Consider the following 26,109-nt stretch of genomic DNA (forward strand, 5'->3'; position numbering starts at 1 on the left):
ACCCCTCTCAATATATACAAGGAACCAAGAGGTTCACATATTACCGTACAGACTGAACATCGGCAGCATAATGGCAGCTACAATGACACCTACAACAGCAGCTAAAAAAGCAATCAGCAGCGGTTCAAGCAGCGATTTCAGACGGTCGACGGTATTCTCCACGTCCATCTCATAAAAATCAGCTACCTTGGACAACATCGTGTCGAGCGCCCCTGTCTCTTCGCCAATCGCTATCATCTGCGTAACTAGTGGCGGAAAGACCCAAGCTTTTTTTAGCGGCTCAGATAGTGGATTTCCTTGTCTTAGCGAATCGCCTGCACTACGGATGAATTTCCCGATGACCTTATTTCCTGCTACCTCCTCAACAATCACCAAGGACTGTAGGATCGGTACAGAGCTGGCATAAAGAGAAGAAAATGTGCGCGTAAACTGAGCAATCGAGCCTTTTTGATTCAGCTTACCAAACACAGGTATCTTAAGCTTGGCATAATCCAGAGCGTAAGCACCCTTTTCCGTACGTTTTGTAATCTGAAAAGCTATCACTAGGAGGAGTACTCCGAGTATCCAGAAATACCATTGACCTTGAATGCTTTTGCTAAGTGCCAAGACCATCTGTGTAATTGCCGGAAGCTCGGCATCCATCGATTCGAACATGGTCACAAATTGCGGCACAATCGCCCAAAGTAGATAGATAACCGCGGCAATCGCCATAACCCCTACGGTAATCGGGTACGTAAGCGCTGATTTTATCTTCTCTGTCGTGGTGTGCTGTTTCTCAAAAAACATAGCCAACCTGTCCAACGTCCCCTCAATATCACCGGATTCCTCACCGGCACGGATCATACTGACAAATAGCTGCGGGAAGATTTTTTTATGATCCTGAACGGCTTGTGAAAACGATATCCCGCGCATCAGGCTGGAATTAACATCTACTAACGCTTTGCGCAGTGGCTTACTCTCGGTCTGCTCTGCCAAAATACGCGTTGCATCCACAATCGATACCCCCGCCCGCATAAGCGTGGCAAACTGCCTGCAATAAATGATGAAATGAATCGGCTTAACGGGATTACCAATATAAATGTCCATCGATAAAATTGTGGTTTTGCGTTCAATCAGTGAAAATACCGTAAGTCCCCGCTTGCGTAGCTCCTCCATCGCCGTAGGTTTATCGGTTGCCGTTAGTTTCCCTTTGATAGATTTGCCTGCGGATGTCTTCACCTGATATTCAAAAAGAGGCATCAGCTGCTCACCTCCGCCATAAACGCCTTAGCTGCTGTTGGATCAATAAGCCCCTGCGATAAATAGTCACGGATGCTCATGTCCAAGGTGTGCAAGCCTTGTGAGCGTCCCGTTTGCATCACATTTTTGATCTGATGTGTTTTTTCGGTACGAATAAGATTGGCTACGGCTGGTGTATTGATCAAAATTTCCGTAGCGCATAAACGCCCCCGACCTCCAGCCCTTGGGAACAACCGCTGACTGACTACTGCCAGCAGCACTGATGCTAGTTGTGAACGAATCTGTCCCTGCTGATGGCCCGGAAAAGCGTCGATAATTCGGTCAATCGTCTGTGGTGCGTCTGTTGTGTGTAAAGTTGCCATCACAAGATGACCTGTCTCTGCGGCCGTAACCGCTGCTGAAATGGTCTCCAAATCCCGCATCTCACCAACGAGAATGACATCCGGATCCTGACGTAAGGCAGCACGCAATCCATTAGCAAAACTAGCCGTATCACTTCCCACTTCACGTTGATCTACTAGACAGGTTCCATGGTTATGTAGAAATTCTATCGGATCTTCCAACGTCACTATATGCTTGCTCTCCGTCTGGTTAATATAATTCAGCATAGCTGCAAGCGTAGAAGATTTGCCGCTGCCTGTGGGTCCTGTAACCAAAATTAGACCTTGTGGCTTAAGCGACAAAGTAGTTAAAATCGAAGGCATCGACAGCTGTTCCAGACTCGGAATCTCTGCAGGAATGGCCCGGGCGGCGATACTAACCTCGCCCCGCTGACGATAAACGTTCACCCGGAATCTTCCCCCACCATCAAGCGGATATGAAAAATCCAACTCGCCCGCATTCCGAAATGCTTCAATTCGTTCATTACCAAGTAGCATTTTGGCCATATCTGCCGCTTCTTCAGCAACCACGGACTCACCCTCAAGCGAGTGCAGCTTTCCATCCATCCGAATAACCGGCGGTGATCCTACGGAAATATGTAAGTCAGAAGCTTTGGAGGAGTAAGCCGTTTGTAATAGTTGTCTAATATCCCGCGTATACGTTGGCATTAGCCGCTCCCCCTAAGTTAGAATGCTAAATCGCTGTTAACCTCTAATGTGAGACCGTCTCGCGCATGACTTCTTGAAGCGTTGTAATTCCTTGACTGACCTTGAGTAGTCCGTCATCCATCAGTTGAACAAGCCCTCGCGCTTTACCTGCTGCACGCAGTTCCTCTACTGAGGCAGTGTTTGTAATGAGCTGCCGTAAGTGATCATCAATACTGAGTACTTCATGAATCGCTATTCGTCCACGATAGCCAGAATTGTTACAGCTACCACAGCCGCGTCCACGCTGTAATGCTTCCACAGGTAGTCCTAAGCTACGTAGCATAATTGCTTCCTGTTCAGATGGTTTGTAGGTTTCTTTGCAGTCAGTGCAAATTTTGCGCACCAGCCGCTGTGCTACCACACCAATCAGCGAAGAAGCGATCAAATAAGGTTCTACCCCCATATCCCGCAATCGGGAGACGGAGCTAATCGCATCGTTTGTATGTAAAGTAGACAACACTAGATGACCCGTTAATGAGGCGCGAACAGCAATTTCAGCAGTTTCAGCATCCCGTATCTCACCGACCATTACGATATTCGGATCTTGTCGAAGAATCGAACGTAGCCCAGCTGCAAAGGTTAGTCCAATAGCCGAGTTTACGTGCACCTGATTTACTCCTTCAAGCTGGTATTCCACTGGATCTTCGACTGTGATAATATTTGCGCTTTCTACATTAAGTTGATTTAACGCTGAATATAAAGTTGTTGTTTTTCCGCTACCTGTAGGGCCCGTGATTAGCAAAATCCCATAAGGACGAGCTATCATCTCCTTAAAAACTTCTGCATTCCCCTCACTGAATCCCAAAGCATCTACGGATTTGACCCCTGTGCTTAAATCTAGCAGCCGCAGCACAATCTTCTCTCCGTGCATCGTTGGTAATGAAGACACACGAATATCTACCATTTTGTAATCGAACTGCATTTTGATCCGCCCGTCCTGCGGCAAACGCCGTTCTGCGATATTCAGGCGGGCCATTATTTTCAGACGGGCGGTGATAAAGCCCTGCATTTGCTTAGGAATAATCCGCTCTGTCCGTAAGGTTCCGTCAATGCGGTAGCGGATGGTTAAATTATTTTCACCTGGATCCATATGTATATCAGACGCCCGCAGGGCAACTGCCTGCTGAATCATCTGGTTGACCAAACGTACGATTGGAGAGTCCTCATCTGTAATCTCGGTCTCCTCTATTTCTTCCTGTGTCGGAAGTTCTACCAGCATCTGATTCATAGAATCGCGCATGCCATAGTGACGCGCAATCGCCCGCTGCAGCTCATCTCTCGTAGAAATAGCGGGTTCGATCCGAAAACCAGTACTCATTCGTAAATCTTCTATCGCAAAATAATCCAGCGGGTCCGCCATCGCAACCATCAGCTTGCCACCCTCTTTTAAGAATGGAAGCACCTGATATCGCTTAGCCATACTTTCAGGGATAATCTGCGTGATTGCGGGATCTATCTGGTATTTAAATAAACTGACATGCGGGATGCCGAGTTGAAATTCAAGCACTTCAATCAGCTGCTGCTCCGTGATATAGCCTTGAGAGATTAGCAGATCGCCGAGCTTACGTTTACTCTTACGCTGTTCCGCGAGAGCCTCAAGCAACTGATCCTGCGAAATAATATTATTTTCTACCAGCAAGTCTCCCAGTCTCTTTTTCGCGATAGCCAAGTCTATTCATCTCCGTATGCCGTTATTTATGCCGGCTGAAATAATGGATATTTTTTATAGAAATAGAAATCAAACTCCCAGCAAAATTCACTCAAAAACGAAAGATATAATTACCATAAATATACCTTCCATAAATTTGTCAATTTTGAGTATTTTTCAATCTAACTAGGACTTTAGTTATAATTTAATAGGTATATTTCAATAGATTTATGTTGTCTATCAATGCTGAATGTCCTAGAATGTATATAACATAGATTGGATAATTTTACAACGACACGGAATGAAAAAGGCTGTCGGAATCTAGCATATACGAGACGGAATACGACCATATCTGCCAATAGTTAACAATCAGGGAGAGATGACAATGAAACTTGCCAGTAACAAAAAAGTTTTTATTTTTACAGTAACTACCCTGCTTCTCCTTCTGCTTGTTCTGCCAATCAAAAATCACTTTATGAATGTCGATGCCAGTTCTAATGAATACCAAATTCGTATGCTGGAGGTTACAGAGAGTGGGGTTAGTGAGCTTGCGTCTCTAAAAACGGGAATATCTAACCTTACCATCGACACGATGAGTATGAAGCGCTTTGTGGCGCTGCGGGATGATCTGGACGGGAGATATGATGCGGTATATATCGGGAAGGGGACTTACAGTACAAGTGGGGTCTCCGGAAAAGATCATAATACCAAAGCAGTTATGAATGACATAACTGCCCTGAAAGCCAAAGAAATTACCGACTATTTTATTAATAAAGGACTTTACGTATTACTCAACAAAGAGCCGTTTGATACGCAAACAACTAACCAACGCGGAATATTGTACAACACCTTCAATACCTACCGGACATTAACACCAAAATCAAATGTTCTATTCTTCAATGATTCTGAGTTAAATGCCTTTATCTCCGAATTGAAAAAAAGTAATTCCACTTATTTGTCCAAAATGAAGCAAAGACCTCAACTAAACATTACTAACAAGAGTCAAATTATCGAATACGGTGCGACTGTGCCCAAGATCTATACGCCCGGCGACGAGCTCACATTCAAGTTCAATGTTTCAAATGTTAATTTAGGAACGAATCCTATACTTGTTAAGCTCTATCTGGGCTTAGATAAGTCCATAAAAATGACTGAAGATCAAGTCGTTGCTACCACGTCCTTGAGCACTTCGCCAACCGGTGAAATCAAATATAAGCTTCCTAAAACTTATTCAGGTCTATTATATTGGAAGCTAGAGGCAGTAGATTCTTTGAATCAAAAGGTTCTAAGTGATTTCACTACCGGTACTATTCAATTTAAGGGTAAGAAGACGATGGTTAATGTATTGCAGATATTACCTGATGGAAATAATGACAGCCAACTCATTAATAATGAATTAGTTATGGATTCCAGTTTTCTAAATAGTCTAGACAAAGACTACGAACTGGTTATCGATACAAAAACAATGACTCAATTCAACGATTACATTAAGAATAAGGAAAGTTCTACACCAAAATACGGTTTGAATGGCACATACGACATGCTCCTATTTGGATTCCGGGATATATACAATGAAAAAGCTCCAATTAACGAACTTTCGGCGGATGCCGTATTAAAATTCATAAATGAAACTAAACAATCTGCCATGTTCACTCACGATACTATTTATATTAATACCAGCAACAACAATAGCAGCCAATGGACGAAGAAGTTCCAAGGAATTACCGGTCAAACCACCCCTCAGACCAACTTGGGATTAAATGCTCCAAGCACATCAACATCAATTACTCCTGTGAATGATGGGTTACTCACACAATATCCTTTTAATTTAAGTGTTCAAGATGGTAGGAATACTGTAGCCAGTACACATAATCAATATTTCACCCTTGACTTAGAGGACCCCTCAGTGACCCCTTGGTACAATATCACTGGTAGTAACCGAGATAGCAATGATAGCTGGAACCATTACTATACGTATTCTAAAGGAAATGTAACTTACTCAGGAACCGGACATATCATTGGAACGTCTTATAAAAAAACTGAAGCAACGTCTTTCCCAAAGTGGGAACAAAAGTTGTTCGTAAATACAATGTACCGTGCATTTACAGGTGCTAATCATGCTCCAGAAATCACAGTGCACACACCCACTGACAACAGCATAAAGCCTTCGTATCAGAACCAACTGGTCGTCAGTTATACAGTCGATGACTGGGATTTGAAGGACAAGAACCTATTTACCAGTGTAAAGTTTAAACAAAACGACAATGTAATTGCCGGCTACATAATGAACGAGAAGGCAATTTTTTCTGGAGAGACAGTTACTCAGGCTTTTAACAACCCTCTCCCTGCAGGTGGAAATCTTCAAATCGAGATTACTGCTTGGGACAAACAAGGCGCACTCTCAACTAAAATCGTAAACGTGACTGTACAAAAGATCGATTCGAACCTCACGATTCAACGTACACAGCCTTCCGCTACTGTTGAGAAGGGTAAGCCGATTATATTTACGTACACTGTAACGCCAAACTCTGTTCCCTATCTTGCTGTTGATCCCGGTGAACAAGGAATTAATAACCTAGTGATTTCAGACGTTCAGTTTGAAGAAAAGTTCCCTCCGAATTTGGAATTTAGCGAACCTCTCCCGAATGGTATGACCAAGAGCGGTACTTTAAGCACAGGATATACTTTAAGAAAAAATCTAGGAAACATCACTTACAAGTTAACCGAGAGTAACAACGTCAAATCTTATACGCCAGAAAACAGAACTACTATCACTTTTAGTCTTACAGCAGTTCCGCAGGAAAAGAAGTTATACCTGCTAGATAATTCAAAGATTACTTATGAGGATATCCATGCTGAGATGCTTACATTTCCTGGTTCCAATGCTCCAATTACTTCACTCGGCATAGCTAATGATTATTCAATCTTTATGCTAGAGAACATTGATTTTCGAAACTTTGGATTCACCAATAACTGGCGCATAGCAGCAGGTGGGAATATACACATCAGTTCTTTTGGTGTAGGGAAATCATTAACAAATACCGATACTACTGCGACTATTGTGGCAGGAGGAAACCTGACCTTAAATGACGGTACACTGAATGGGATGGCTTATTACGGAGGTAGTATAACTGCTCCAGATTATCTCCTCAACCAAACCATGCATAAAGATAAGTTCATTAATTTCGCTGAGGTTGCGAAAGTCCTGAAAAGTCGCTCATTATCGTATGCAGCATTACCCGAGACTGCCAAACCAACAGGTCCGGAGCACACCATCACTCTAAAAGGAATTGATCCTAACCTTAACGTCTTTTATGTAACACCAATCAATGGAAATATTAAAAGTCTGAACATTAATACACCACCTAGTTCCACTACTGTTGTCAATATTCCTGGACAGAATGTAACCGTCAGCAATGGCTCCAATACCCTCGAAGGAGTGCTCAGTAATAACGTTTTATACAATTTTTATGAAGCTACTTCATTGAACCTACATGGATACAAAATCTATGGTTCAATTCTGGCTCCATTAGCAAATATATCTTTTACAGGTGATATTGTTGGCTCGGTAATCGGAAAATCCATCTCTCCATATAATGGTGGGCACAGTATTGAGTTATCTTCATTCACTGGGAATTTACCGAACCCGACACCAGTCATACGGGACCGAGTAACAATAAGCTTCTCGCCGATCTCCTTTGAAGCGATCGTTAAAGTAGCGAATATTCAACTTCAAGATACTCGGATTCGGGTAGGTAGTGAGCTGAAACTTCTACCGGTTATAACGCCTGAAGATGCAAACAATAAAGAAGTAATTTGGTTATCGATGCAGCCAGATGTTGTATCAGTTACAGAGACAGGGGTCATTACAGGTTTGAGATCCGGAGCAGCAACACTAGTAATTACGGCAAGAGATATAAGAAATGATGGAGGTAAGGTTTCTACCACTGCAATAGTAACTGTCGTTTCACCTGATTTAACTATTAAGGGAGCAGATCACGCTATAGTCGGCGAGAAAGTTTCCTTCGAAGCGAGCTATGAGCCCTTTGAAGAAACGATAACTGGCTACGAATGGTCCATCAAGCCAGGATCTAATTCAGCCGATGCAACGATAACCAAGAATCCGGATCCATACATCGGAAGTAACGCCACCTTGCAGGCTAAACGATCTGGATTTGTGACTATTGTAGCTACGGTGAACACAACCCGAAAGCCTGATGGAGCCGATACTGAAGAACTTACAATTAAAATTACTAATCCTGTTCGTGAGATAAGGATTAACGGCGATTCTTTTGTGAATATTGGAAGCGAAATTCCGTTAAATGTGTCTGTCGTTCAACCTGTAGAGAATTCCGATCCGGTTGAATACGTATGGAGCCTGGAAGGGGATGGAAGTAATTATGCGACATACGTACCTACCCCTGATAACAAAACTATAAAGTTAAAGGGCTACGTGTTTACCAAATCAGTCAAGGTCAAAGTGATTGTAAAAGGATCCTCCACTGTTATTGAAGCCTTTAAAGAAATAGCAATTGGTGTTAAATTAACTAACCTATCATTACCCGCGCCATTCAAAATAGGAGTTGGGCCGGATAATTCCAGAGATTTATTTAATAACGGTCTTGTACTTTGGCCAGAAAGCTTAATCAAAAGTGACTTTAAAGATAAACTCCTCTGGACAAGCAGCAACACAGCCATCCTAACGGTTTCAGCAGATGGTAAAATAATCGGTCTAAAGAAAGGGAAAGCCACTATTACTGTTTCGTATATTGAAGACCCTAAAATCCAAGCCTCTGTAGAGGTAATTGTAGAGAACGAAGATCGTTACTAAAAAGGCAAAACCCCCGAGTCGCAAAGATACTGCGACTCGGGGGTTTTATATTCCACATTTATATCATTTGCTACTCCAATTGCATGTCTTCTACGCTAATATTCACTGTCTTGACACGGGGAAGTCCGGCCTTCTGATCCTCAAAGATCTGATCGTTATAAACTGCCTTAAACCGGATCAAATTGCTGTTGTTGTCTATTACAATATCATTATCTTTCCCTACAGCTGTTCCCCGTACAGCATTTATAGTAAGATTCCCCTTTGCAAAGAATCCTCCACTAAGCGAGAAAATAGATCCTACACCATATAAATCTGCATCCGAGTCTGTATAGAAAAAAGCATCTAACTTAGTAGGAGTGTTATTGAAGGCGGCCAATCGATTAATAAGTATTGGCCCACGGGAGATCAATACTAGTTCCTTACCATCCAAGCCTTGAAGTGTTGCATCTTCCACCAATGTAGTATGTTCGGGAATTCCATTAATTGTCGAGGGTTCTTTAAATACAAACATAGTGGAATCAATTTGAACGTTCCCCCGAATTTCCACCTTTCCAGTCACCAAAATATTAGCACTTATCTGTACTGGTTTTTCATTACCGTAATTATCAATGATTAAATTTCCGTCTACAATGAACCACTTACGGGATAATGTTGAGTTTTTGTCATTTACTAAATATAAAATACCCGGAAAGTCACCACTGCCGTCCAGATCCAAATCTCCTTTATAAATAACTGATTTGGTTGGATGCTTTATAATGTTTACTTTTTCATTGTATTCCTCCATCTCCTCAACAAAGTCCTCCTGAGCCTCAGGCGAATCATCCATAAGGACTGGTTTGATCAAGTCAACCTGGTCAATAGCATCAAAATTATAAAGATTCATACCTGCTAAATAAGATGCTAGTTCGCCTTCAGCAAGCTTATTCCTAATCGTAGTTCTGTCAGCCCCCGCCCCTATTGCTTCCGCTACTTTATCCACAAATGAACCCTCAACATTAACTTCTACAAACGTTCGACGGTTTCTAATTCCCACCTTATCTTGAGGGATTTTTCCTGTCATAGAGGTTACTTTAGTAATTTCAGAAGCCTTCAACTCACTTTTGCCTTCCTCTCGATATATCAGCTTATCAAGAGATTGAACATGCGCCTCACCATCTATTTCAAAGGGACTTGATACAAGTGTATGGAATTTCTTCTTATAGGTGTACTCAGCCTTGTCGCTGATAATCAGTGTATCTCCTGCATAAATATTTCCAATAATTAAAGGTGCTCCATTAATCGTAAGATTCTTTTCTGACCCTATAGTGTATTTAAGAAAATCTGGAAAAGTGTCTATAAACACCCTTTGCTTAAGGCTACGCTTGACCCCGTTAACTTCAGCCTCCGAGTTGATAGTCACTATGTATTTGACCAACTTTCCAGTTCCAATCGTTCCCTCTATTGCATATGTAACCCCATTTATCTTCCCACTTGCGTTTGCCAAACCAGTACTTGTCTTAAGGCCTGCCGAAAGTGTATCTGGAAGTGTGGTTGGAAGTGTTCCCAAAAAATTCTTTATAGACTGATCCAAGTCTTCCTGGCTCATATCTACATTATTTTCTATCTTTTTATTTAAGCTCGATGTAATATACGCCACAGCCTCATCAAGCGTTTTTTCAGCTAAGTGTAGACTTTGCACATCATTTTTACGCGTCTCCGTCCGTTGTGTACCGCCCACTGTAGCACTAAGTACACTCAGACCGAGAATAGTAAGAATCAGTACAATGAACATGACCAGTACAAGTGCCGAGCCTCTCTCTTCCTTTAAGCATTGCAAACTAGTATGAGCTATTCTGACGCGGGTAGACCGTGATGGTTGTCCTGTCATTGTGTGATTCCTCCTAAAAACCAAATTTGCTCACCATCTCCATATCATATGTCCTTCCATCGTAATGCTGAGTTAGAAGTAGTTTTATATCGACTAGTCCGCTTCTACAAGGTACATTAACATTGCAACCCGTACCATTAGAATTGGTAGAAACAATCGTAGAACCAAAAAGATCGGAATGAATTGAGGTACGAGGATCGTTTATGACACTATTAATGGTAAGTGTGGTAATGCCACCTCCCCCGCCCTCAGAAGTAACAAATTGAATAGTTCGCGTAGATATCACACCATCTGAATCCTTTATCAGATTCAATCCATCTGTTGTATTCTCCACTCTAGTAGGCCCGAATACATATAATTCATTAATGATAGATGACATAATCAAATCTGCTTCCTCACGAAGTGAGTTCTCAATCGTTATTTTATGATAGCTGCGAAAACCGAACATCATCACCATAGAAATCATTCCTGCAACCATAGCGAAGAGGGTAATTGCGGCGATCATCTCAATCAGTGTGAAGCCCTGCTGATATTTTAGGCTGTCAGCGAATCTTCTCATCCGTAATATATCCCTCCACCACCGTTGTATAAGCTGTTCCACCAGGCCCACCATTACCATTAACTTCCACCTCAACAGGTATAAGATAAGGTGCCATCTCGCTCTTGCGGGTATCTACCCCTCCACCACTGTTCTTTCCATCCTGCATCTCCTGATGTAATTGAAACTGGTATCGAATATTAATCTCATATTTAATGTTGTTAACGACTGGATTTAATACATCTGGTAAAGCTCCACCATTTACAAAAATATTGCTATAAACACATGTTATATTCGCCGTGCACTCAGAAGCCTTAATCATGGGCGGTTCCCCACCTGCATCTACAACCTTCTTATGCTCTAATGGATCTGTTACAAAAAATTCCTTCATCGCCTCAAAATCCTGCTTCTCCACATAAAACAGCGCGTTTCGCGCCAGATTGACCATAATCGTTTTGTTCTGGTTCGATTTAGAGTAACTCATGGCGTTAGTAAAGTAAGACGTAAGCACCAGTGAAACTATCGATAAAATAACTATAGCTGCCAGCACTTCGATTAATGTAAATCCTTTTTCCTGCTTTAGGCCCGGTTTCATCCTACTTTCCGCCTCTCGCCTATGAAAATACTTTTCGTATTTGCACGTTTTTCCTAAATTTTCTACTTCCATTATATTCTCTCATATCCAGCTACAGCAATCCTCAAAACCCTTATAATTCAGATATTTCTACAATATCTCTCACTTTAGGTCTATGCTATGATTTGGAAAGAGAGGAGATGAATGAAATGGCTTTAATAGAGTGCAAATTTTATTCTGAAGTACTAGGTTTGAATACCTCAATGACTGTAATTTTGCCGCAAAAAACAACTACACAAATCGGGATGAGTAATGTAACAAGAGGTGATCTTCACCCTACTTTGTATTTACTGCATGGCTTGTCTGACGATGATTCGATCTGGCTGCGCCGGACTTCCATAGAACGGTATGTAGCGGAGATGGGGATAGCTGTGGTAATGCCGAATGTGCACCGCAGTTTCTACACAGATATGGCGATGGGAGGCCGTTATTGGACCTTCATTAGTGAGGAGTTGCCGATGCTGGCGCGCTCATTTTTCCCGCTTTCCGATAAACGCGAGGAGAACTTTGTAGCCGGGTTGTCGATGGGTGGTTATGGAGCAATTAAGATGGGACTGCGTAAACCCGAGTCTTTTGCAGCGGCAGCGAGTTTGTCTGGAGCACTTGATATGGCGCATAATTTCTTGAACGGGGAAGGTGCTACCACTAAAAGTAAAGAATACGAAATGATCTTCGGAAAAGAAGATACCGCCGGAACGCCGGAAGACCTTCTTTGGCTGCTTGAGGAAGTGAACCGCTCCACGGGACCAAAACCAGCGTTGTATCAATGCTGTGGCACAGAGGATTTCCTATATACCGATAACTTGAGATTCCGCGATGCCTGCCAGGCAACCTCACTTTCTTTAACCTATGAAGAAGGTCCGGGGACACATGAATGGGGATACTGGGATGCCAAAATCCGCGATGTGCTGGCATGGCTACCTTTAAAAAGTAACTAGCTGTACCTAATAGACAACAAAAAGATGCAGCCATAAGCTGCATCTTAATATCTGTTCTACTCAGATTGCCCTCTTCGGAGGGTTCTTTTTAATTATAAGGACGCCGAAGGCAATTATGCTTGTTTGGTGATATTTTTAAATAATCCAGTCTGTTCTGTGATTCCTTTTTCAGCAGCAAATCTTTCAATACTCGATGCACCAAAGAATCCGTCTATGCCTTCTGTCCGTTCAATTACGTACGCCGCATCTTCCGGCTCTGCAATCGGTCCGCCGTGACAAATTACCATAATATCTGGATTTACTGCTTTCCCTGCTTTAATAATCGCTTCAATTCTTTCTACACAATCATCTAAAGTAAGAGCGGTCTTAGCTCCAATTGTACCTTTGGTAGTCAAGCCCATATGTGCCACCAAAATATCTGCGCCGGCTTCTGCCATGGCTTTTGCTTGCTCAGGATCAAATACATAAGGAGTGGTGAGCATATCCAATTCATGCGCAGCTCTAATCATATCTACTTCTAAACCATATCCCATGCCGGTCTCTTCTAGATTCTGTCTGAACACGCCATCGATCAAACCTACGGTTGGGAAGTTTTGCACGCCGCTAAAACCTTGTTCCTTAAGTTGTTTTAAATAAACTTCCATTACTCTAAAAGGGTCCGTTCCGCATACGCCTGCCAATACAGGGGTGTTTTTAACAACAGGCAATACTTCCGAGCCCATTTCGACTACAATTTGGTTGGCATCCCCATAAGATAATAACCCTGCCAGTGATCCCCGGCCTGCCATTCTGTATCTTCCTGAATTATAAACAATCAGCATATCCGCTCCGCCAGCTTCGCTGCTTTTTGCAGTAATTCCAGTGCCGGCTCCCACGCCTAAAAGAATCTTTCCATTTGAAACTTCTTCTCTAAACTTCGCCATGATTTCAGTTCTTGTATTTTTGTTCATGTGTAACGCCTCCATTTTAAATATTTATTTATCTTATAAAAATCTTATTTGCTCATGAGATCTATTAGCTTCTGCGCTGCTGCTTCTGCAAACTCCACATCATTAATGGCACAATCCATTTCGATAACCTCGACAACATTTCTGTTTACACCATTTCTTAAGGTATCAAATAACATTTGATCTTCCTCTACCCCATAAAAAGCTTCCCCTGCAACATCAATGCCGGATATCCCTTTAAGCGGCAGCATTAACACCGTTTTCTCTTTGGCCATATTTAATTTCTCGACAAGCTTTTTGCCGATAGCTTCATTTTCTTCTACTGTTGTTCTCATCAGAGTAACTGTTGGATTGTGTTTATAAAACTTATGCCCAGCAAATTTCGCTGGTACCGTATCATAAGGGCCAAAGTTGCACATATCAAGCGCGCCTACCGAGACAACCTGTGGAATATGATGTTTACCAGCAGCTTCTAACCGATGAGGTCCAGCATTCAGCACGCCGCCAATAATTTCGTCCGCCCATTCTGTTGTGGTCAGATCCAATACACCTTCAATAAAACCAGCCTCGATTAGCGCTTCCATGGACTGGCCACCTACCCCTGTTGCATGGAATACAAGCACTTCATATCCTCTAGCCTCAAGATAGTTACGGGCCGCCGTTACACATGGGGTTGTTACCCCAAACATTGTTGTAGCTACTAATGGTTTTTTCTCTATCACTTGTTTATTCTCAAATTTAAGCATACCGGCGATGGCGAAAGCTGCATTGGTAAAAATCTTTGTTGAAATAGAGTTTAGTCCGGCAACATCCACTACGGATGGCATCATGACAATATCACTAGTGCCTACATATGGAGCAGTATTTCCTGAAGCTACGGTCGAAACCATCACTTTAGGTACACCAATAGGTAATGCCCGCATACCCGGGGTTACAAGTGAAGTGCCTCCAGTGCCCCCAAAGGAGATAATTCCATCAAATTTGCCTTGCTTATATAATTCAGGTACTAATTTTTCCATACCTTTGGCTAATAATTCTGTTGCTAGTGCTCTATCTTTTTTGGCAACGAGCTCATCTATACTTACACCCGCGGCTGCTGCTACTTCTCTATTAGAGATATCCGGTGTAAAAGTGGACTCAAACACACCCGTATGAATCGTAAACGTACCTAACTCCAAGCTTTCCAGTAAATTTTTAATGTAGAGATATTCTTCACCCTTGGTGTCAAAAGTTCCGGCAATAGCAATCGTCTTCATTTCTTCAACCTCCTCTTCAAATATCTACAACAAAAAAAGCATGATCAACTTATGAGTTAATCATACTTCTTTGATTTATGGATGAAAACGCTTTTATGTCTTATGTTTTTGTGTTTATGTTAGATTTATATTGTTTTGGAGAGAACCCTTTATACTTCTTGAACATTTTGCTAAACTGCGCATAATCCTGGTATCCAACTAATGGCGCTAGCTCAGATAACTGGATAGGGTCTCTATGTAATATTTCCGCCGCCTTATCCATCCGAAATTGCACGAGATACGTTTGGAAGCTGCAGCCTACTTTTTTGGTGAACAAACTGCTCAAGTAACTTCGGGATACATGCGCCACCTTAGCTAAATCTGCAAACAAGATATCATTCCTATAATTTTGAGCTACGTATTCTTTTACAAATTCAACATAATCATAGTGCTTTGTGATGCCGTCTAACATTTTGACCATAAAATCATCTTCATCCAGCGTCCCCGACACTTTAAAAGCTTTGGTTATATTCGTAATGGACTTCTCCGAGGGAATTCTTTCAAAAGCAGAGCCTCCGATATATCCCATCAAGTTTTGATTATTGCTGTACATATATTGCACATCAATTGGCGTTTTCACCGGACCACCGTAAACCAGCTTAATTAAATCTGGCTTTAGCTCATTGCATGTATTAAATATCTTGTCAGCTTTAACCTTGGCAGCTTCCAGAGAGAATACTTTCTTAGCGCCTAATAACCCGCCTTCTGTTAGACCTAGATGTGCACAAATAATATCCGCTCCAGCCTCAATCATCTGTGCTGCCTGGATTTCGTCAAATACAAAAGCAATGGTAAACAAATCCTTCTCATGGGCTATTCTTATGGCTTCTACTTCAAGTAGATAACCATTCCCCTCTTCTTCGAGCGCTTCTCCAAATTGACCATCTATTAAACCCACCGTGGGGTAATTATTAATGCCGGCAAAGCCTCTATTCTTTATTTCACTTATATAGGATTCCATATCTTTGGTCGGATCAGTTGCATTGAGGCCAAAAATAATAGGGATATCTCTGACCAACGGTATGATCTCTCTAGATGCAAAGTCCATCACCATATCATTGCTATTACAAAATGGTAAAATACCAGCGAGAGAGCTCCTCCCCATCTGGCGAAATTTACCCGAGTTTAACATCAGAATGAAATCAGCTCCACCCTGCTTCGCATACTTTGCCGTTATACCAGCACCGGTGGCTACTCCAATAATATGATTGCCTACTTTTAATTCCGATCTAAGCTCGTCTAGGGTTTGCTTTCTGTTCATATCTACGAACCCTCCTATCCTAACCTAAGGATAACCGTAAAGAACACTGCTAATCCAGTCATAGTTCGTTTAGATAATAAAAAAATCCCGCCTGATACCTATAAAGGTCTGAGGCGAGATTTGATATTGATACGGTTTACAATATAGCGTCTCCGTGTTGTACAACCCATTCATTAGCTTCGTGCAATGTCAGCTCTGCCCGTTCAATTGCAGCCTTCACCTGAACGGTGGCTGTGCCGCCATAAACGTTACGAGCGTTAACTACAGCTTCCGGTTGAAGAACAGCATAGATATTCTCGTCGAACAGCGGTGAGAATTGCTTGAACTCTTCCAGCGTCAAATCCAACAAGAATTTGCCTTCGTTGATGCAGTAGAGTACCGTTTTCCCAATTACCTCATGCGCTTGGCGGAAAGGAAGCCCCTTACCTACCAAGAAGTCGGCTATATCCGTTGCATTCGAGAAATCCGTGTTCACAGCTTCACGCATACGACCTTTGTTCACCTTCATAGTGGAGATCATCGGCGCGAACAATTGCAGTGCACCAGTCAGCGTAGTAACCGTATCGAACATGCCTTCTTTGTCTTCCTGCATATCCTTGTTGTAAGCCAGTGGCAATGATTTCAGCACCGTCAGCAAGCCAATCAGGTTGCCGTAAACGCGGCCTGTTTTGCCCCGTACCAGTTCTGGTACGTCAGGGTTCTTCTTCTGCGGCATAATGCTGCTGCCTGTGCAGAAAGCATCATCCAGTTCTACAAAGCTGAACTCTGTGCTGCTCCACAGGACCAGTTCCTCACTGAGTCTGGATAGATGTGTCATGATAAGGGAAGCATTCGCCAAGAACTCCACGATGAAATCGCGGTCGCTGACAGCATCCAGACTGTTCTCATACACACTGTCAAAACCCAGTTGTTCCGCTACAAAATGACGGTCAATCGGGAAGGTCGTTCCCGCAAGCGCTCCTGCTCCGAGTGGCAGCACGTTGATCCGTTTGTAGCTGTCCGTCAGACGTTCTGCATCGCGGCGGAACATCGATACGTAAGCCAGCAAGTGATGAGCAAACAGAATCGGTTGTGCCCGTTGCAAATGCGTATAACCAGGGATGATGGTCTCCACATTGTCTTTTGCTTGTTCGATCAAAGCTTCCTGCAGCTCATGCAGCAAACTAACTAGCTCAACTACACGGCCACGTAAATAAAGGTGCATGTCCGTCGCCACTTGATCGTTACGGCTACGTCCTGTGTGCAGCTTACCACCAACTGGACCGATTTCCTCGATCAGATGTTTTTCAATATTCATATGGATGTCTTCATCCGATACTGAGAAAACGACCTCTCCAGCATTAACCTTGTCCAGCACTTTGTTCAGACCTTGTTTGATTGTTTCCACGTCTTCTTGTGGAAGGATTCCGCATTTGCCCAGCATCGTGACATGTGCCAGACTGCCTTGCACATCCTCTTTGGCCAAAGCCTTATCAAAGCCAATGGAAGCCGTATATTCCTCAACCAGCTTGTTCGTTCCTTTAGTAAACCGTCCGCCCCAAAGCTTGCTCACCTATTGTTCCTCCTCTTGGACGCCAGAGGGCCGCTCCTATCCTGACGGGAGGAACGGCCTTCGGGGTTGCCCGTTTAAGTATATGTTATCGTACTATTTAGAAGCTCCATTTACACCTGTAGAAACTTTAAGGCGCAATGCGTTCAAGTGAATAAAACCAGTGGCATCCCCTTGATCATAAGCTTGTGTAGGATCAGCTTCCATCGTTGCAATCTCAGGATTGTACAGGCTGACTGGGCTCTTCACTCCAGCGCCGATGATGTTGCCCTTGTACAGTTTAAGACGAACAGTACCCGTTACATTTTGTTGGCTCTGTGTTACAAGAGCTTGCAGTGCGATACGCTCTGGAGCGAACCAGAAACCGTTATACACCAAAGTGCTGTAACGAGTGATCAGGCTGTCACGCAGGTTCATCACTTCACGGTCCATCGTGATGGATTCCATTTTGCGATGAGCGACGAACAGGATTGTTCCACCTGGAGTCTCATACACGCCGCGGCTCTTCATGCCGACAAAGCGGTTCTCAACCATATCCACACGCCCGATACCGTGTTTACCACCTAGCTCATTGAGTTTCTCCATCACTTGAAGTGGGTTTAAGGATTCACCATTCAGGGCTACGCAGTCTCCCTTAACGAATTCGAGCTCCAAATATTCCGCTTCATCCGGAGCATCCTCAGGAGCGTTGCTCAGCAGGAACATTCCTTTGTTCTCTGGTGCACTTGGATCGAACCAAGGATCTTCCAGTACGCCGCTCTCATAGCTGATGTGCAGCAGGTTACGGTCCATCGAATACGGCTTCGCCGCAGAGGCTTGTACCGGAATATCATTAGCTTCCGCATAAGCGATCATTTCCGCACGACCTGGGAATTGATTGCGGAACTCTTCTAGACGCCAAGGTGCAATCACCTTAATGTTCGGAGCCAATGCAGCTACACCAAGCTCGAAACGGACTTGGTCGTTCCCTTTGCCTGTCGCGCCGTGCGCGATAGCCGTTGCGCCTTCAGCGATGGCGATATCTACCATGCGCTTGGCGATCAATGGACGAGCAATACTAGTTCCGAGCAAGTATTGGCCTTCATAAAGGGCACCAGATTGGAACATCGGGTAGATGAAATCGCTAGCGAACTCATCGCGCAGGTCGTCAATGTATACTTTCGATGCGCCAGTAGCGAGTGCTTTTTCCTCCAAACCGTCGAGCTCTTCCTTTTGGCCGATATCAGCAGTGAAGGCAATGATCTCCGCGTCATAAGTTTCTTTAAGCCATTTTAAAATAACAGATGTATCCAATCCGCCGGAATAGGCGAGTACAATTTTTTCTTTAGCCATGGTGTGGCAACTTCCTTTCGTGTGGGCTATATAAATTAAAATAAACGTGCCTTTGCCAGCACTCTGACGATAAATCGCAATTACACTGAATATTTGGACTTCCGGTCGCTGTTATCATCAGATTTTTTTATTTCAAACCGCATTGTGCGGATAAAATCTGATGATAAAGGCGAACGCTACGCTCCTACAGTTCCAAAAATTCCGCTCCATTACTCCATCGTCCAAAGTCTAACTTCGCCCAACATTAATTCAATTTATATAGTGATTTATATTTTATATTTTTTAAATTCCTTAACTCATCAACGCAGCCATTAAAGCTTTTTGCGCATGCAGGCGGTTCTCAGCCTGATCAAAGATCACCGAGTTAGGGCCATCAATCACGCCTGTGCTGACTTCTTCCTCACGGTGGGCTGGCAGGCAGTGCAGGAAGAGATAATCGCTCTTCGCGCCTTTTACAAGCTCCTCATTAACCTGATAGTCCTTGAATGCCGCTTCACGTGCCTTTTGCTCCTCCTCGAAGCCCATACTCGCCCATACGTCTGTATAGATGACGTCAGCGTCTTGTACAGCTTCTTGCGGGCTGCGAGTGACCACAATCTTCGCTCCGGTTTCTTTAGCGATCTCACGAGCTTCTGCGACAACCGCTGCATCTGGCTCATAACCTTCCGGTCCGGCGATAGATACGTCCACGCCCAGCTTAGCTCCGCCAATCATTAAGGAATGCGCCATATTGTTGCCATCGCCGATGTAAGCCAGCTTCAGGCCCTTGAGCTTTCCTTTGTGCTCATAAATCGTTTGATAATCGGCCAGCACTTGGCAAGGATGTGCCAGGTCACTAAGACCGTTGATTACGGGAATAGAGGCATAACGAGCGAGATCCTCAACCTTGTCATGACCGAAGGTACGGATCATAATCCCGTCGAGATAACGCGACATTACTTGCGCTGTATCACCAACAGTTTCTCCGCGTCCCAGCTGGATATCATTTTTGCTCAAGAAAAGGGCATGCCCTCCCAGCTGATACATTCCAACTTCAAACGACACACGTGTACGTGTAGAGGATTTTTCAAAAATAAGACCAATGGTTTTACCCTTCAGCGGCTGAAATTCTTCGCCATTTTTCTGCTTCTTCTTCAGCTCAATCGCCGAATCAATCAGATACGTAATTTCCTCCGGGCTGTAGTCGTTCAGCTCCAGTAAATCACGGCCTTTCAGTTGCTGCGCAATGTTGTGCTTGTTACTCTGTACGCCCTGACTCATGAGCTTACCTCCCCGTTTGCTTGTTTAGCATAAGTATGAATGAGTTCGCATAGGATGTCCACCGCTTGGTCGATCTCCTCTTTGCTTACATATAGATTAGGCAGCAGACGAAGGACATTAGGACCGGCTGTCACGAACAACAGGCCTTTCTTTTGTCCAGCCAGTACAATATCGCCCACTGGGGATTGACATTCAATCCCGATCAACAGCCCTTTACCACGGATATCCTTCACAAAAGAACAGTCCGCCAGCTTCTCTTTCAAAAGACCTGTCAGGTATTTACCCATATCTTCGGCGCGCTGTGGAAGCTCATCTTCCAGCATCGTCTCAATCGTCGCTGCCATAACAGCTGTTGCTAGCGGTGTTCCCCCGAAGGTGGACGCATGGCTGCCCGCTGAGAAGGCTTCACGCAAATACCCTTTGCCAAGCATTAAACCTGCCGGGAACCCGCTAGCAATCCCCTTAGCCAAGGTGAAAATATCCGGTTCAATTCCATAATGCTGATGAGCGAACAGCTTGCCTGTACGTCCCATACCTGTCTGTACCTCATCTACAATCAGAAGCAATCCGTGGTTCTTACACAAGGTCACTACAGCGTTCAAGAACTCAGGCTCTACCTCAAGTACGCCACCCTCTGCAAGCACCATCTCCAGCATGATAGCAGCTGTATGATCTCCGATAGCAGCTTCTAACGCTGGGAGATCATGCAAAGGTACGGTCTTGAAACCTGCTGGAAGCGGCAGGAACCCTTCTTTCACCTTTTGCTGGCCTGTAGCTGTTAGTGTGGCCAGTGTACGTCCATGGAAGGATTGTTCGAATGTGATAACCTCATAACGGTCGACACCCTTAATCTTCTGATGGTAACGGCGGGCCAGCTTAATAGCAGCCTCATTCGCTTCTGCCCCGCTATTGCAGAAAAACACTTGATCAGCGCAGCTATTCTCTGTCAGAAGGTTGGCAACTTTATCTTGTCCCGGAATATGGAACAGATTCGAGACATGCCAGAGCGTATCAATCTGATCCTTCAGCTTAGCGCCGACTTTTTCAGGAGCATGACCTAGACTGGTCACAGCCAATCCACTGGTGAAATCCAGATACTTATTGCCTTTATCATCCCATACCCAGGTGCCCTTGCCTTTAACTAAGCTGAGATCATATCTGGCGTAAGAAGGGAACACTGCACTCAGCTTGCTTGTTGCAACATCCGGTGTACCTGATCCTACTGTATCGGTCTGCTGTGCCCCTGCTTGCGAATCCAACTCCGCTTGTGTAAGCTTGCTCATTCTAAGTCACTCTCCCATCGGCTGCTCCTGTGAACAGGCTGCGCCTCTAATTTGTATTCATCTATGATTCTACGAACGAATAATACGTGTACCTATCGCTTCACCTTGCAGTACTCGACTAAGCACCCGTGGTTCTTTTCCATCCACAATGATAACCTCTGATACGCTGCCCTGAATGCAATCGATAGCTGCCCGCACTTTGGGGATCATGCCACCGTAGATTTCCCCACTTTCGATCAAGGCTTCGATTTCCTGTACAGTAACGGAGGGAAGCACAATCTTTTCACCTTCCACTGTACTCATGATGCCTGGCACATCTGTGACGACGATCATTTTGGGAGACTCCACATAGGAAGCAACTGCCCCTGCTGCCGTATCTGCGTTAATATTGTAGCGCTGACCTGCTGCATCTACTCCGATAGGTGCAATGACAGGAATATAACCCATCCCAACAATACCAGTTACGATCTCAGCCTTAACTTCTGTTACTTCTCCTACCAAACCTACTTCGGCGCTGTTCGCCACTGGTTTAGCAATAATCATATTGCCATCGATGCCCGAAAGCCCCAGAGCTAGACCGCCGCTCCCTTGAATTCGCCGGACAATCGCCTTGTTTATACTTCCTGCCAGCGTCATCTCTACAACATCTAGTACTTCCTCGGTGGTTACTCGCAGGCCATTCACAAAGCTGCTTTCAATGCCCAGTTTCGCTAGATTCTCGGAAATGGCTGGCCCTCCACCATGAACAATCACTGGCTGAATGCCCTCCTCCTGCAAATCTCGCAAATCCTCAAAAAAAGATTCAGGTAGAGCCGCAAGCGTACTGCCGCCGCATTTCATTACAAACAATCCACTACCATCTAAAGCATCTATAAGTTCAAGCTCGCTATTTAGCGTCATATGATCGGTATCCTTCCCTTATGGGCTTAACACGCCATAAATTAAGTGCGATATGCGGCGTTAATACGCACATAATCGTAAGTTAGGTCACAGCCCCAAGCCGTTGCTTTCCCGCTTCCATCATGCAGATCTACAGTGATCAGCACAGTTTCACTTTTTTGCAAATAGGCCAAAGCCTTTTCCTCGTCAAAAGCAACTGGCTTCGAGTGCAAAAGCACCTCAATATCCCCTAACGAAATGTTCACACGCTCCGGAGATACCGGAACACCCGCGCGTCCAACCGCAGCAATAATCCGTCCCCAGTTCGCATCCGCTCCAAAAATAGCAGATTTCACTAGACTAGAACCAACCACTGTCTTGGCAATCGCTGCCGCCGCCTCATCATGAACAGCACCATTCACTTGAACCTCAATCAGGTGAGTTGCACCTTCGCCATCTCGAGCAATCGCTTTGGCAAGCGTCTGGCAGACATACGTGAATCCAGCAGCAAAAGCGTCCCAATCCGGATGCAGTCGTGTCAGCTTCTCATTACCGGCAAGCCCACTCGCCATCGACACTAACATATCATTGGTACTAGTATCTCCATCCACTGTAATCATATTAAAAGTAACATTCGTAGCTGAACGCAGAAGACTAAGTAAATCCTCCGCTGCAATATCAGCATCCGTGGTCATAAAGCCAAGCATGGTAGCCATGTTAGGATGGATCATCCCTGAGCCCTTTGCAGCTCCGGCAATTGTAACTTCTACACCGCCAACGAGCACCTTCACGGCGATCTCTTTTTTAACTAAATCAGTGGTAAGTATAGCTTGGCAGAATTCCTCCGCGCCAATAGCTCCTCCATCCAGCTTCTCTGGTATTGCAGTAATTCCGCTACGTACGCAGTCCATCTTCAACAGTTCACCGATAACTCCAGTCGAAGCAACAGCCACATCATTAACGGCCACACCTAAATGCTGAGCCGCAGCAGCGCGCATCTCATAAGCATCTGCTTCACCTTGTTCGCCTGTGCAGGCATTGGCATTCCCGCTGTTCACGATAACCGCCTGCAATACTCCGTTCGAAAGGCTTTCCCGAGTCACTTTCAGCGGAGCCGCCTGAAAAACATTCGTCGTATACACGGCCGCAGCCGTTGCCGGAACTTCACACAGAATCACTCCGAGATCGTTGCGATCTGTTTTTTTCAATCCACAATGCAATCCTCCGGACCTAAAACCCTTAGGTGAAGTGATGCTTCCACCCTCCAAGGTGATAAATAACTCAATCTCGCTCATATTATTTGTACCGCTGATCCTTATGGATACACAGGTGTGTAGCCGAGGCCAAGGGTTTCCTCCCATCCCATCATCAAATTAAGGTTCTGTATTGCCTGCCCTGCCGCACCTTTTACAACATTATCAATGACGGAGACTATGGTCACCCGCCCTGTACGAGCATCTGTTGCAAATCCGATATCACAATAATTAGAGCCGCTAACTTCTTTTGTCGCCGGAATCACACCTACATCACGCACCCGAACATATGGCCGGCCCGCATAATATTCACGGTATAAATTCACAAAATCCTGTTCCGTATAATTGTCCGTCATCCCTGCATACATCGTACTCATAATTCCCCGGCTCATCGGCACGAGATGTGTGGTGAACGTTACCGTTACCTTTTCTCCAGCAATCTCTGTGAGCGTCTGCTCAATTTCCGGTATATGTTGATGCTTATTGATTTTATAAGCTTTAAAGTTCTCATTAATCTCTGCATAATGTACCATCAGGCTTGTTCCGCGTCCTGCTCCAGTAACTCCTGATTTCGCATCAATAATAATACTGTCGTGCTTAATCCAACCTGCCTGAATTGCAGGAATTAGTCCAAGAAGTGTAGCTGTAGGATAACAGCCTGGATTAGATATAAAATCAACCCCTGCCGCACGCTCTCCAAACACCTCGCAAAGTCCGTATACAGCCTGCTCTAGATATTCATCAGCCGGAGCGGGATGTTTATACCAGTGCTCATACTCTGCACCATCCTTCAATCGGAAATCACCGGACAGATCCACGACCTTAAGTCCAGCTTCCAGCAGCTGCGGCACCAGCTTTGCGCTCACACCCGACGGCGTTGCCGTAAATACCACATCCGCCCGCTCAGCCATCTGAGCCGGGTCAACGCCATCCAGCCTTCGATCAATGATGCCCGTCAAATGCGGAAAACCTTCCTCTATAGCATCCCCTGCGCTTGATGAGGAAATTACCGAAGTAATCTCTACCTTAGGATGACTTTGTAGCAGCCGAATCAGCTCTACGCCCCCATAACCCGTTGATCCAACAATCGCCGCTCTCAGCTTGCCCTCCACTGTCATCCCCACTTCCTGCTTATCATGAATTATAATAAATAATATAATGCATACCGTCTTAGAAATATGTATTATTATACGACTCAATTAATATAAATACAACACATAGTGTTAACTTTCTTTATTCCTAAATATAATTCTATTTACAAAAAAAGAGAAGCGTAGCTTCTCCTTTCGGAGAAATTACACTTCTCTTTTAAAGCCTTCACCCAGCACCTCATGCGCCTCAGTGATAATCACAAAAGCACTAGTATCTACCGATTGAACAATCGCTTTTAATCTGGAAACCTCATTCTGACCTACTACAACCATTAGCACCGTACGCTCATCACCAGTATAACCGCCATGTGCATCCAGCTTCGTCAGACCCCGATCCAGATCATTCAAAATCGCCTCAGATATTTCTTCCGTCTTGTCCGAGATTATGTAAGCCACCTTTGTATAACGGAAGCCTACCTCTATCGCATTAATGGCCTTACCTGTAACAAACAGACCGATCAGTGCATACAGTGCTTGTTCCATACCGAGTATAAAAGCAGCCAGCACAATGACCGTCCCGTCCAGCAGCACTACAGAAATCGAGAAGCTGAGACCGGATATCTTTTGAATAATCTGCGCCAAAATAGTAAGTCCACCTGTCGAGCCCCGTCCGCGGAACACAAGACCTAACCCCACCCCCACACAGATACCGCCATAAATGGAGGCTAAGAGTGGATTGGTGGTAGGTGCAGGCAAATCTTTTGTCAACAAGATAAAGAGCGGCAACACAAAGCTCCCAAGGAGCGAGCGAACTCCGTATTGTTTACCCAAGAAGATTACCCCGAGTACAAACAACGGAATATTAAGCGCCCATTGCGTAAATGCCGGCTCAGCCCCAAACCAAGCTTCAGCCAATACCGACAGACCGGATACACCACCAGAAGCAATATGATTAGGCAGAAAAAAAAGATTAAACCCCAGCGCTGTAACTAGCGATCCGAGCAAAATTAACATCGTATCCACCACATGTCGGAGTGGCCCATTCAGAGGAATCAGTGGGGGTTTATTACGTGAATTGACTTTTTGCATTTCAAAGGCTCTCCTTAAAGTGTCATCTTGCTCTACGAAAGAAGAAACGGCCATCCCATCCTAATCCATGAATGGTATCCGTTTCCC

19 protein-coding genes are annotated in these 26,109 nt (G+C 44.4%); 2 read left to right on the plus strand and 17 right to left on the minus strand.

Features of this window, described 5'->3' with window-relative positions:
- Positions 1–33 precede the first annotated feature (33 nt).
- The 3 genes from MHI15_RS11710 to MHI15_RS11720 are packed head-to-tail and all read right to left on the minus strand — an operon-like array spanning position 34 to position 3,996.
- Complete coding sequence (locus MHI15_RS11710; RefSeq protein ID WP_076123841.1) at positions 34–1,239, minus strand: type II secretion system F family protein; 1,206 nt, start codon at positions 1,237–1,239, stop codon at positions 34–36.
- Positions 1,239–2,288 carry a type IV pilus twitching motility protein PilT gene (locus MHI15_RS11715; protein ID WP_341164430.1) on the minus strand — a complete coding sequence of 350 codons (1,050 nt, stop codon included), beginning with the start codon at positions 2,286–2,288 and terminating at the stop codon, positions 1,239–1,241. Before MHI15_RS11715 ends, MHI15_RS11710 begins: the two co-directional genes overlap by 1 nt.
- Positions 2,289–2,331: 43 nt before the next feature.
- A complete protein-coding gene (locus MHI15_RS11720; protein WP_341164431.1) occupies positions 2,332–3,996 on the minus strand; it encodes a GspE/PulE family protein in 1,665 nt (554 codons plus the stop codon).
- 364 nt (positions 3,997–4,360) lie between these two features.
- Between MHI15_RS11720 and MHI15_RS11725 the strand changes: the two genes are divergently transcribed.
- Entirely contained in the window at positions 4,361–8,806 is a 4,446-nt protein-coding gene (locus MHI15_RS11725) for a DUF5057 domain-containing protein (RefSeq protein ID WP_341164432.1), read from the plus strand.
- A 70-nt stretch (positions 8,807–8,876) separates the two neighbouring features.
- On the opposite strand, the gene MHI15_RS11730 is transcribed toward MHI15_RS11725, so the two are convergent.
- Genes MHI15_RS11730 through MHI15_RS11740 form a run of 3 tightly spaced genes read right to left on the minus strand, consistent with a single transcriptional unit; the run spans position 8,877 to position 11,806 of the window.
- The gene (locus MHI15_RS11730) at positions 8,877–10,673 is read right to left on the minus strand and encodes a hypothetical protein (RefSeq protein WP_339245237.1); all 1,797 of its coding nucleotides are present in this window, start codon (positions 10,671–10,673) and stop codon (positions 8,877–8,879) included.
- A 13-nt stretch (positions 10,674–10,686) separates the two neighbouring features.
- Positions 10,687–11,232 carry a prepilin-type N-terminal cleavage/methylation domain-containing protein gene (locus MHI15_RS11735; protein WP_341164433.1) on the minus strand — a complete coding sequence of 182 codons (546 nt, stop codon included), beginning with the start codon at positions 11,230–11,232 and terminating at the stop codon, positions 10,687–10,689.
- Entirely contained in the window at positions 11,216–11,806 is a 591-nt protein-coding gene (locus MHI15_RS11740) for a type IV pilus modification PilV family protein (protein WP_341164434.1), read from the minus strand. The genes MHI15_RS11735 and MHI15_RS11740 overlap by 17 nt, the downstream gene beginning before the upstream one ends.
- Before the next feature lie 188 nt (positions 11,807–11,994).
- Between MHI15_RS11740 and MHI15_RS11745 the strand changes: the two genes are divergently transcribed.
- Positions 11,995–12,783, plus strand: a complete 789-nt coding sequence (locus MHI15_RS11745) for an alpha/beta hydrolase (protein ID WP_341164435.1) — start codon at positions 11,995–11,997, stop codon at positions 12,781–12,783.
- 113 nt (positions 12,784–12,896) lie between these two features.
- On the opposite strand, the gene MHI15_RS11750 is transcribed toward MHI15_RS11745, so the two are convergent.
- From MHI15_RS11750 to MHI15_RS11800, 11 genes are all read right to left on the minus strand, one after another.
- Positions 12,897–13,733, minus strand: a complete 837-nt coding sequence (locus MHI15_RS11750) for a phosphoenolpyruvate hydrolase family protein (protein WP_076123853.1) — start codon at positions 13,731–13,733, stop codon at positions 12,897–12,899.
- A gap of 44 nt (positions 13,734–13,777) precedes the next feature.
- Positions 13,778–14,986 carry a Tm-1-like ATP-binding domain-containing protein gene (locus MHI15_RS11755; protein WP_341164436.1) on the minus strand — a complete coding sequence of 403 codons (1,209 nt, stop codon included), beginning with the start codon at positions 14,984–14,986 and terminating at the stop codon, positions 13,778–13,780.
- A 100-nt stretch (positions 14,987–15,086) separates the two neighbouring features.
- On the minus strand, positions 15,087–16,286 hold the full coding sequence (locus MHI15_RS11760) for a phosphoenolpyruvate hydrolase family protein (protein WP_341164437.1): 1,200 nt from the start codon (positions 16,284–16,286) through the stop codon (positions 15,087–15,089).
- A gap of 136 nt (positions 16,287–16,422) precedes the next feature.
- Positions 16,423–17,838: an argininosuccinate lyase gene (gene argH / locus MHI15_RS11765; RefSeq protein ID WP_076279150.1), complete on the minus strand. Its 1,416-nt coding sequence runs from the start codon at positions 17,836–17,838 to the stop codon at positions 16,423–16,425.
- Between the two features lie 93 nt (positions 17,839–17,931).
- A complete protein-coding gene (locus MHI15_RS11770; protein ID WP_076305768.1) occupies positions 17,932–19,167 on the minus strand; it encodes an argininosuccinate synthase in 1,236 nt (411 codons plus the stop codon).
- Between the two features lie 291 nt (positions 19,168–19,458).
- Positions 19,459–20,427, minus strand: coding sequence for an ornithine carbamoyltransferase (argF, locus tag MHI15_RS11775; RefSeq protein ID WP_076182119.1), 969 nt, complete (start codon positions 20,425–20,427; stop codon positions 19,459–19,461).
- Positions 20,424–21,710, minus strand: coding sequence for an aspartate aminotransferase family protein (locus MHI15_RS11780; protein WP_076279149.1), 1,287 nt, complete (start codon positions 21,708–21,710; stop codon positions 20,424–20,426). The genes argF and MHI15_RS11780 overlap by 4 nt, the downstream gene beginning before the upstream one ends.
- 69 nt (positions 21,711–21,779) lie before the next feature.
- Positions 21,780–22,610: an acetylglutamate kinase gene (gene argB / locus MHI15_RS11785; protein WP_341164438.1), complete on the minus strand. Its 831-nt coding sequence runs from the start codon at positions 22,608–22,610 to the stop codon at positions 21,780–21,782.
- 41 nt (positions 22,611–22,651) lie between these two features.
- Positions 22,652–23,884: a bifunctional ornithine acetyltransferase/N-acetylglutamate synthase gene (argJ, locus tag MHI15_RS11790; RefSeq protein ID WP_341164439.1), complete on the minus strand. Its 1,233-nt coding sequence runs from the start codon at positions 23,882–23,884 to the stop codon at positions 22,652–22,654.
- Between the two features lie 20 nt (positions 23,885–23,904).
- Positions 23,905–24,960, minus strand: coding sequence for an N-acetyl-gamma-glutamyl-phosphate reductase (argC, locus tag MHI15_RS11795; RefSeq protein WP_038573582.1), 1,056 nt, complete (start codon positions 24,958–24,960; stop codon positions 23,905–23,907).
- Between the two features lie 177 nt (positions 24,961–25,137).
- Positions 25,138–26,022 carry a YitT family protein gene (locus MHI15_RS11800; RefSeq protein WP_036678511.1) on the minus strand — a complete coding sequence of 295 codons (885 nt, stop codon included), beginning with the start codon at positions 26,020–26,022 and terminating at the stop codon, positions 25,138–25,140.
- Positions 26,023–26,109: the final 87 nt, after the last annotated feature.

This window comes from Paenibacillus sp. FSL H7-0918, from assembly GCF_038007025.1.
GTDB classification, from domain to species: Bacteria; Bacillota; Bacilli; order Paenibacillales; family Paenibacillaceae; genus Paenibacillus_AQ; species Paenibacillus_AQ odorifer.

What these genes read in the sequence shown, in the direction of transcription:
- argB (WP_341164438.1), bottom strand. Translation starts at nt 22,610, where the DNA reads ATGACGCTAAATAGCGAGCTTGAACTTATAGATGCTTTAGATGGTAGT.
- argC (WP_038573582.1), bottom strand. Translation starts at nt 24,960, where the DNA reads ATGACAGTGGAGGGCAAGCTGAGAGCGGCGATTGTTGGATCAACGGGT.
- MHI15_RS11715 (WP_341164430.1), bottom strand. Translation starts at nt 2,288, where the DNA reads ATGCCAACGTATACGCGGGATATTAGACAACTATTACAAACGGCTTAC.
- MHI15_RS11800 (WP_036678511.1), bottom strand. Translation starts at nt 26,022, where the DNA reads ATGCAAAAAGTCAATTCACGTAATAAACCCCCACTGATTCCTCTGAAT.
- MHI15_RS11780 (WP_076279149.1), bottom strand. Translation starts at nt 21,710, where the DNA reads ATGAGCAAGCTTACACAAGCGGAGTTGGATTCGCAAGCAGGGGCACAG.
- MHI15_RS11710 (WP_076123841.1), bottom strand. Translation starts at nt 1,239, where the DNA reads ATGCCTCTTTTTGAATATCAGGTGAAGACATCCGCAGGCAAATCTATC.
- MHI15_RS11725 (WP_341164432.1), top strand. Translation starts at nt 4,361, where the DNA reads ATGAAACTTGCCAGTAACAAAAAAGTTTTTATTTTTACAGTAACTACC.
- MHI15_RS11735 (WP_341164433.1), bottom strand. Translation starts at nt 11,232, where the DNA reads ATGAGAAGATTCGCTGACAGCCTAAAATATCAGCAGGGCTTCACACTG.
- MHI15_RS11760 (WP_341164437.1), bottom strand. Translation starts at nt 16,286, where the DNA reads ATGAACAGAAAGCAAACCCTAGACGAGCTTAGATCGGAATTAAAAGTA.
- MHI15_RS11770 (WP_076305768.1), bottom strand. Translation starts at nt 19,167, where the DNA reads ATGGCTAAAGAAAAAATTGTACTCGCCTATTCCGGCGGATTGGATACA.
- MHI15_RS11745 (WP_341164435.1), top strand. Translation starts at nt 11,995, where the DNA reads ATGGCTTTAATAGAGTGCAAATTTTATTCTGAAGTACTAGGTTTGAAT.
- MHI15_RS11730 (WP_339245237.1), bottom strand. Translation starts at nt 10,673, where the DNA reads ATGACAGGACAACCATCACGGTCTACCCGCGTCAGAATAGCTCATACT.
- argJ (WP_341164439.1), bottom strand. Translation starts at nt 23,884, where the DNA reads ATGAGCGAGATTGAGTTATTTATCACCTTGGAGGGTGGAAGCATCACT.
- MHI15_RS11755 (WP_341164436.1), bottom strand. Translation starts at nt 14,986, where the DNA reads ATGAAGACGATTGCTATTGCCGGAACTTTTGACACCAAGGGTGAAGAA.
- argF (WP_076182119.1), bottom strand. Translation starts at nt 20,427, where the DNA reads ATGAGTCAGGGCGTACAGAGTAACAAGCACAACATTGCGCAGCAACTG.
- MHI15_RS11750 (WP_076123853.1), bottom strand. Translation starts at nt 13,733, where the DNA reads ATGAACAAAAATACAAGAACTGAAATCATGGCGAAGTTTAGAGAAGAA.
- MHI15_RS11740 (WP_341164434.1), bottom strand. Translation starts at nt 11,806, where the DNA reads ATGAAACCGGGCCTAAAGCAGGAAAAAGGATTTACATTAATCGAAGTG.